Here is an 8932-nt window from a genome sequence, read left to right as displayed (position 1 = left end):
TTCCACATCTGATTAAAGGGATGCTCCACGTCGATGCGGTCGGCGATCGTCGCTTCGATCAGCGGACGTTTTTTGGGCCCGGCCGAAGCAAGCTCGGCACGCAGCTGTTCGATCGATCGATCGAACTCTGCCAATTCGCCGGTCAGAGTTCCACCGGCAAACTTCAATCCGGGACGGCTGCCCATCACGACCGAATGGAAACCCGGCGGCAGGAATTTGCGGTTGTCCAAATCCTTGTCGATCGGACTTTGCAGTGGCAACAGCGGCGTCAACAGCGCCAGCACCGACAACGTCAGCAGGCACCACAGCGAAATCATCGCGGTGCGGTTGCGCCGCAAACGTTTCCAGGCGTCCTGCCAAAGCGACACGCCACGGATCTCGCGTGATTCGGCGAGAATGCGTTCCAAGGTTTCGCGATTCGCTTCCGATTTCACTGTAGCTTGACCCTCGGATCGATGATGGCGTAAGCGAGGTCGACCAGGGTGTTCATCACAAACAGAATCACGGTGTAGGTCAGCACCATGCCCATCGCGAGCGTGTAATCACGCTGCGTGGCGGCGTTGATGAAGTGGCTTCCCATCCCCGGCAACGCAAAGATTTTTTCCAGCACCAGCGACCCCGTCAGCACCCGAGCGACGGCCGGGCCGAGATATGACACGACAGGCAACAAGGCACCGGGCAAAACGTGTCGCAGGATCACCGTGCGGTGCGGCAAGCCCTTGGCGATCGCCGTTCGAACGTGGTCCTTCGTCAGCATCTCCAACATCCCCGTGCGACTGAGCCGAGCGATGTAGGCCGCGACCGGCAAGCCCAAACAGAACGCCGGCAACGCGATCTGCTGCAGCGTTCCCCAACCGCCGGCGGGGAAAATCTGGATCATGAACACGAACAACAGGATCGCCAAACTGGCCAACACGAAATTCGGAATCGCGATCCCCAAGACGGCGGCAAACATCAACGCCACGTCCGCTTTGGTGCGGCGATAGACCGCCGAGATGACGCCGGCGGTGACGCCCAGGATGATCGCAAACGCGAGCGCGAAGATCGCCAGGGTTGCCGACACCGGAAACCCTTCGGCCAAAACCTGATTGACGCTGTAATCTTCCAGCCCCATGCACCATCCCAAATCAAATCGCGTGACGATGCCGACCAGGTAATCCCAATACTGCTCCAGCGGCGGCGCGTCCAAGTTGTAGCGCGCTTTCAACTGGCGTTCGATCGCCGGTGGGATGCTCCGCTCGCCGCTGAACGGGTTGCCGGGCACGCTGCGCATCAAGATGAATGAAACCGTGTAGACGGCCCACAGCGTCAGTAGCATCCAGACCGCTCGCTTGAGCAGATAGCCAATCAAATTTCGCATGCTGGAAAGTCAGTCCTTCGAGGGCGCCGTTGCGGGGTCGTCGGATCGATAGCGCAGAATCGACAGCGGGTGCAAATCCTGGGCAGACGGCGCGAACCCTACGATGTTCGTTTTGGCCATCTCGGCAGACGTGTAAAAGAAGATCGGAATGATCGGAAGGTCGGTCGCAAGGATCGTTTCCGCTTCTCGCAGTAATTCCATCCTGCGCTTCGGGTCCAACTCGCTGCTGGCGGCTTTGATCAAACGATCGTATTCCGGATTGCTCCAATTGGTGTTGCTCTGCGGATTGCCGGTGACCCAGAGGTCCAAAAACGTGTTGGGATCGGGATAGTCACCGACCCAACCGTAGCGAGCGATCTCGTACTTCTCCTGTTGGATCGTCTCAATGAAACTGCCCCATTCCATGTTCTTCAGTTCCAACTTGATGTTCAAGTTGTTCTGCAGTTGTTGTTGGATCACTTCGGCGATCGGCCGATGACGTTCGCTGGTGTTGTACATCAGCGACATCTTGGGGAAACCACGTCCGCCAGGAAAACCGGCTTCGGCGAGCAATGCTTGAGCCTTTGCGACGTTCTCTTTCAGCCCTTCGGGTCCCTTGTAGCCGGCGATCCCAGGAGGCACGACGGTGTAGGCCGGTTGCTCGCCCGCCTTGGTCACCTGTTCGACAATTTGACGCCGATCAATCGCCATGCTGATCGCTTGCCGAACGCGGACGTCATCCAACGGCGGGACGTCGTTGTTGAGTTTGTAGAAATAGATCGACAGCTTGGGAGCACTGTGGAAATCATCGCGGTCCCTCAGTTCTTCCAAAACCGAGGCGGGCAGATCATAGACCCATTGCAGTTGCCCGGTCTCGTACATGTTCATCGCCGTGTTCTGGCTCTCCAGCGACACGAAGTCGATGGTTTCGAAAGAGACTTCATCGGCACGCCAATAGTCCAAGAATTTTTCTGCCCGGATGCGGTCACGCAATCGACGAAATTTCAATTTGTACGGACCATTGGTGACGATGTTCTCCGCCTTCGTCCAGAGCGGACTGCCGTGTGTTTCCACACAATTCCGGTTGACGGGAAACAACGGGTACCAAGCGACGAGGTTCAGGAAATAGGGCACCGAATGGTTCAAGTGAACGACAAAGGTCTGGTCATCGATGGCTTGGGCGCCGCCAAAGTGCTTGAAGTCGACCAGCACCGCGTGCATCCGCTGGATGGTTTCATCACCTGCGGCCACCTCCGCCGAAACGGCGAAACGCTGTAACGTCGTCTCGCCCTCGTCATCGCCAGCTGTGCCCGAATCGGTCACTTCGACTTCGTAAATCCAGCGGTCTTCCCAATCGAGCTGTGCCTGTTCGCGCTGTTCTTCCGTCGCGTTGTCACCCAACTCCGGGGCATCGGGTTTGACGATGCCGCGCAGTGTTCCGTACTTCATCGTCCCGCGCGGAAAATGCTGGACGTTGGCTTCGCTCAGTGGCGTCTCACCGGGGCGATCCCAAAGTTCAACTTCGACGCGGTCACCGATCTCGACGACCGAGCTGTTGTACTCCGTCGCCAAGCGGACTTCGCTGATCAGATAGGCGTATTCGCAAGCCGTCGCCGGGTGCAACATCCGCTGCCAAGACCAGGCGAAATCATGAGCGGTGATCGGAGTGCCGTCGGTCCAACGGATCCCGTCGCGAAGCGTGAACGTGTAGGTCTTGCCGTCTTCGGAAACCTCATAACGCTCCGCCATCGCCGGCTGGGGGGTCAGCGCCTGCAATCCCGTCTCCGGGTCGGGGTCGCCCTCGGGCAGCATCCGCAACAAACCTTCGAACAGCTCGAAAATAATTCGGCCTTCCGGCTGACCGGTCGCACGGTGGGGGTCCAGCGTACTCGGGTCGGTGCCGTTTTGAAATGCGAAGTCGGCCGGCGGAATATGGTCCATTCGCGCGGCCCAGATCACTGCGGCGATAGCGAACAGGCCCGCAACGATCACGAATCCGCGGCGAACTTCCGGGGGCACGAGCGTGTCTCTTGTGGGTGAAGGACTGGCGAGTGAAGTGGACCTCGGCAGTTTAGCGGGTTTGGTAAGTTTGATGCGAGGGCGAAACTCCTGGTGGTCAAACTCGCCGCGCACGAGGCGACCTAGCGACGCGATGACCGCCCCTGTGAAGCATCTACTCCCTGCGTTTACGAGGTGTTAGCGGTAGGGCGCAAGCCCTCCGGTCCCTCATCGTTCCCGAAACACCGGAGGGCTCGCGCCCTGCCGCTAAAGAATGCTTCACAGCGTTGCCCGGTGGGGTAAGCCTCTTGCTTGCCATCTTCAGTGGGAGTGCACTGGCAAGCTGGAAGCTTGGGGATTCGCAAGCTGGAAGCTTACGCCACCTCCGCTGGATGACATCACGAGCTGCAGGACAGCATCGAGCATCCCGCTCGGTGCCGCGCCCACTCGGGACGTTTTTCGGCGTAGGCTTCTCGACCGGGCTGTTCGTCGTAGGGGTGACGAAGCACCTCCAGCAATTCGGCGATCCCGGAATGGTCTCCCTGCTCGCTTCGATCGATGGCCAATTGAGCCAAATAGTTGCGGAGTACATACAGCGGGTTGATGCGATTCATTCGCTCGCGACGTTTTTCATCCGACACGCCGGCGGCGGCGAGCCGGGCTTGGTAACGAGCGAACCAGTCCGCCGTCGCGGTGCGGACGTCGTCGTTGATTTCTTCGGGCTTGTAGTACGCTTCGTGCAACAGGTCACACACCGATTCGGCATCCACGTCACTCGGCACGTCGGCCAGCCGTCGGTAGAACAACGTCATGTCGGTCTCGGCCAGTTGCAGGACGTCAAACAGTTCCGAGAACAGACGCTGATCTTGTTCGCCGCGGAACTTGTCCAGGCCAAGCTTGGCCGACATCATCGAATTCCATCCGTCGTCAAACGTTTCGACATACAGATGCAATCCTTTCTGCAGCACGTCGACATCTTGATCGACCAGCGGCAACAACGATCCGGCGAACTGCGCCAAGTTCCATTGGGCGACCTGGGGTTGATGCCCATAGCGATATCGTCGCCCCTGGGCATCGGTCGTGTTCGGCGTCCATCCCGGGTCGTAATCTTCCAGCCAACCGTAGGGGCCATAGTCGATCGTCAGCCCCAGGATCGAAAGGTTGTCGGTATTCATGACGCCGTGGACAAAACCGACACGCATCCAGTGCACCATCAATTCGGCCGTCCGCTGACAGACTTCGGCGAAGAACTCCGCGTAAACCTCCGGCGAAGGCTCGCCCAGGTGGGGGAAGTCGTGCCGGATCGTGAAGTCAGCCAGTTGGCGCAACGTGTCGACGTCGTCGTGGCTGGCAAAGATCTGAAAACTGCCCAATCGCACGAACGACGGCGCGACGCGACAAACGATCGCCCCGGGCTCCTGCTTGGGATTGCCGTCGTAAAACATATCGCGGGTCACCGCGTCACCGGTCAGCACCAGACTGAGCGCTCGCGTCGTCGGCACGCCCAAGTGGTGCATCGCTTCGCTGCAAAGAAACTCGCGGACACTGCTGCGCAAGACCGCCAGACCATCGGCGAATCGGGAATACGGCGTCGGCCCGGCACCCTTGAGCTGCAGCGTTTGGTGTCGCCCGTGAACGTCGACGACTTCGCCAAGATTGATCGCGCGACCGTCGCCGAGTTGACCGGCCCAATTTCCGAATTGATGACCGCCGTAACACATCGCAAACGGGTCCATCGCCGGATGAACCGCGTTGCCACCCATGACATCGGCGAACTGCTGTGACTGCAGAAGCTCGGGCGTGATCCCCAACTGCTCGGCGACCTCGCGTGAATGCGCGATCAATCGCGGCGCCGCAACGGTTTTCGGGACGACCCGAGAATAACACGCACCGCGGACCTGCCGGATCTGATTGGTCTCATCCGGATCGGCCGGCAAGTGCCGCGTGAAGCGGTTGTCGAACGTGAGCGTTTCCCAGGCATCGATCCATTCTTGTTGTGACATACCCGTATTTTAGGGACACGGGCAAGTTTCGGGAGTGGAGGGGTGGGAGGGCAGAAAAACGGTGGGCAAAAAAGGGCGCCTGACAGGCAGCTCAAAACCCGAGGATTTTTTCGAGCCCCGAATTGATTTGCTCCATTCCCGAACCGAGTTGTTTCTGGAGCAAGCTATCGAGTCGGTTTTGAATCACTTCGGCGCCGGCCTTGGTGCCCAATTCGGCCATCACGTTGCGAACGGCAGAATCGTCCAGCTTGGGGCGATCAAGCGTTCCGGTGATGGGGAAGGTCAACGTTTGACCGGCCAGACCCTTGAGATCGCTGCCGAGCCAACGGGCGTCCAGCGGGACTTGGGCCACCAGGTTGATGCTGGAATCGGTAGCGACCCGTCCGCTGGTCATCAGATTCGCGCGATCGATCTTGAAATACATTCGCTGGTGGGTGGCGACTCCATGTTCGAAACTGAACTCGACGCTTTGGGGCGGCATCTCGATCAGCGTCTTGGCACTGGCCGGTTCGACTTGTCCGCCGGCCATCCGCGCGAGTGATTTGATTTGCTCGACGCCTTGGATCAATTGGTTTGCCAGCGGCCCGGATGACAGCCGCATGTCTTGCACGTCGAGTCGGCCGCGAACCACGCTGGCGTAGGGGTCATCGACGTTCAACGCCACTTCGTCGAACTCGGCCGCGATGTTGCCATCGATGGTGGTCGCATTGGCCGCCAGCGGAGCGAGGTATTTGAGCCAACCGGCGGCCGTCGACGGCGTGATCTTCAACGACTTGATTTTGGCCCCCGGCGACAATCGCACCATCATCGGGCTGGCCATGTAATCGACCTGTGCCGCCAGATCGACTTGACCAACCTCTGCCGCAGTCGCGCCCGAGGTCGGACCGAGTGATAGAACCGGGAACGAAGTGCGAGCGATCTTGAGGGACTGCTCGGTCATCTGGAATGGCAACTTGGTTCGTCCGATGCGAAGGTTGGCGACCTCACACTGGTCCCATCCGAGTTCTCCCTTGACGACCAGCGTCGCATGGTTGCCGGTCGACGATTGACCGGTTGCCGAAGTCCACTTGAATTCAAACGGTGCTTCGTGGATCCCGCTCGCTTGGATCGGCGTCCCCAACAGATTGGAGAGCCGCGCGGCGACGACATCCATTTTCCATCGCGAAGGGCCGGACAACCGGACCGCCAACGATTCGCCCGCGGTTTGCACTTCGCCGACCATGGTGCCGGCGAACCCGTCGCTGGCCAGTTGCAATCCGGGCAGAGTGACGATGCCGCTGTCGGTGTTGTATAGCATCCGCCCCTCGACCTTCACGCGTGGTTCCTGCCAAATCAGGTCGCCCGGCGTAGTCTGTTGGACATTTCCGAAACCTTGCCCGAACGTCGGTCGTGGGCTTGGGCCATACGCTCCCGCGGGAGTCCCCGGCGGATAGTTTCGTTGATCCGACGGAGCGTGAAGGGCGACATTGGATGCCGAGGCCGACGCGTCGATGTTCCACTTCACCGGTCCGCCGGTGATGTTCAGTTTGCCGCTGGACAGTCCGCTGATCTGATAGGCATGCTCTTGCACCGGTCGGTAACTGATCGGTCGAACGACATTGGTCGACGCCGCGCGTGCAATCGTCGAACCGACGCTCTCTTGCAACCGTTTTAAGTCTGCGTTCCAAGCGACATCCAAGTTCGTTTTCTCACGACTGGCACTACCGCGGACCGCCAGCGACAGCGCTTCGCCACGGACCGTCAACTCTTGCGACGAAAAGTTCCCACTGGGCCAATCGAGCACGCCGTCAAAACTGACTGTCACACTTTGTTGGACGTACCATTGGCTGTCGTAATTGATGCGCGGCTGGCTGACGACAAATTCGGCTTTGGAAAGCGAGCCGCCCGATCGACTGACGTTGGCGATCGCCGATCCGGTCAACCGACCTTCGGCGCTGCGGAGCGACTCGGGCAACCAAGGTCGCAACGATTCACTGAGGTTCTCCAACCGGCCATCGCACTCCAACCGAACCGGATAAATCGAATCCGGCGTCGGTCGCGACACGGGTTTCATCAGTTCGGCTCGTAAGGAAACACCGCCGCTGCGAATCCCGACGTCGGCGGACATCAGTTGCTGGAGCGTTCGCCCGTCCCATTGGCCCTTGGCCGCGACGTCACCCTGCACGATGGCGCGTTTGAAACGGTGCCCGCTGGGCAAGGTGACCAGTAAGTTTTTTGCCTCGCCGTTGCCCAACAGATCCCACTGATCGATTCGACCACCTTCAGATCGATTGACCGTCCATCGCACCTGGCCTCCGGCGGTCCCGCCCAGCGAAAGGTCCGACAGATCGATCACCGGTCGCAGCATGGTGTAAAGACGGCCGAAATCGATCTGCAATTCTGCGGTACCGTCTTGAAGCGTGCCGGCACCGGATGCTTCGGCAAACGAACTCTTTACGTCGAATCGTTCGGCGCGCAGCACGCCTTCATCATCGGTCACCGTGGCCGTTAATTCGATCGGGTCGATCATGACAATCCGTCCATCGGCCCGGGCCCGCAAGGATTCGCTCGAAAGCGTCAAATGGCTGCGTTGAGTCGCCGATTGTCCCGGCGCTGACGAACTGGCGGGGCGATTTTCGATGATGCCGTGCGCCCGCCCCGACACCAACGTGACGTTGTCGCGCAACGGAATCAGCCCCGGTAGCGCTCGATCGAGAGACGCCAGATCCACGTCGACGCGTGCCTTGCCATCCAACGCCTGCAGCCAACTGAGCGGATTGTCGTCCGAGCCGACCAATGAGATCGTGGTCGGGAACGAACCGTTCAGTGTGGCCGATGCGAAATCAGTCGTCAGCTCAAGCCCGCGGCCGGACAGCCAGCCGCCGGCGAGCGCGACGTTTCCGTCCAGGGTCGCGAGTTCATTGTTCCATTGTCGGACTTGGCCGGTTTGTGTTCGAACCGCCTGGGGCTGACCATCAGATGCTTGCCCACCGCCGGACGACACGATGGTCTGCAGATTGCGAATCCGCACGTCACCCAAGCTGGCCTGGATCGCTCCGTCGGCAGCACCGACCAGTTGCAACCGGCCGGTCGTGTCGCCGGAAAATTTTTGCGGCAATCCGTCGATCGCCCCCGCAAATCGAAGCGCAACGAGGTTGGCGACCGACAGCGGAAACGACTCGGTCTCAAACGACACCTTCCACAACTCGGCCGACTCGGCTTGCCAGACAAACTGGCTTTGGATCGCTCCGCCGCTGCCGCCGGGTTCGTTGACCACCCCGGCGATCTCACCGGTGATCCGCACTCCCTCAATGCTTACACTGACATTCGATTGGCTCAGCGACCAAGACTCACCCGACGTCGAATCGGTGGCGGTCGCGCCAAAATCTTGGATCTGGATCGATGCGGAGATCTGGGATTCCGGCTGGTCACTCGGTTCCAACAAGGGGGCCAAATCCGATTCGATCGACGAACCGCCTTCGGCCACGCTACACGCCAACCCCACGCCACGCAGCGACACTTCACCGACCGCCGCCGGATCCAATCCCAGCAGTTCCATCACCGTCAACGCGGTGTCGGCGCGGTCGATTTGGATCACCGTTTCGCCCGATGG

At 59.9% G+C, this 8932-nt stretch carries 4 protein-coding genes and 1 pseudogene; all 5 read right to left on the bottom strand.

The features are described 5' to 3' along the window. A pseudogene (locus ABX749_RS12040) lies at positions 1–434 on the bottom strand (ABC transporter permease); the annotation flags it as partial. After that, the gene (locus ABX749_RS12035; RefSeq protein ID WP_145220423.1) at positions 431–1360 is read right to left on the bottom strand and encodes an ABC transporter permease; all 930 of its coding nucleotides are present in this window, start codon (positions 1358–1360) and stop codon (positions 431–433) included. The gene ABX749_RS12035 and the pseudogene ABX749_RS12040, both read right to left, overlap by 4 nt. A gap of 9 nt (positions 1361–1369) precedes the next feature. Beyond that, a complete protein-coding gene (locus ABX749_RS12030) occupies positions 1370–3358 on the bottom strand; it encodes a peptide ABC transporter substrate-binding protein (RefSeq protein ID WP_372896197.1) in 1989 nt (662 codons plus the stop codon). Positions 3359–3735: 377 nt separating this feature from the next. After that, entirely contained in the window at positions 3736–5340 is a 1605-nt protein-coding gene (locus ABX749_RS12025) for a YdiU family protein (RefSeq protein WP_372896196.1), read from the bottom strand. A gap of 91 nt (positions 5341–5431) precedes the next feature. Then, on the bottom strand, positions 5432–8932 hold a 3501-nt coding region (locus tag ABX749_RS12020), incomplete at its 5' end, for a hypothetical protein (protein WP_372896195.1).

It is taken from the genome of Stieleria sp. (assembly GCF_041595215.1).
Lineage (GTDB): Bacteria > Planctomycetota > Planctomycetia > Pirellulales > Pirellulaceae > Stieleria > Stieleria magnilauensis.
Note: the sequence above shows the minus strand (reverse complement) of the source record. Positions and strands in the feature narration are given on the sequence as shown.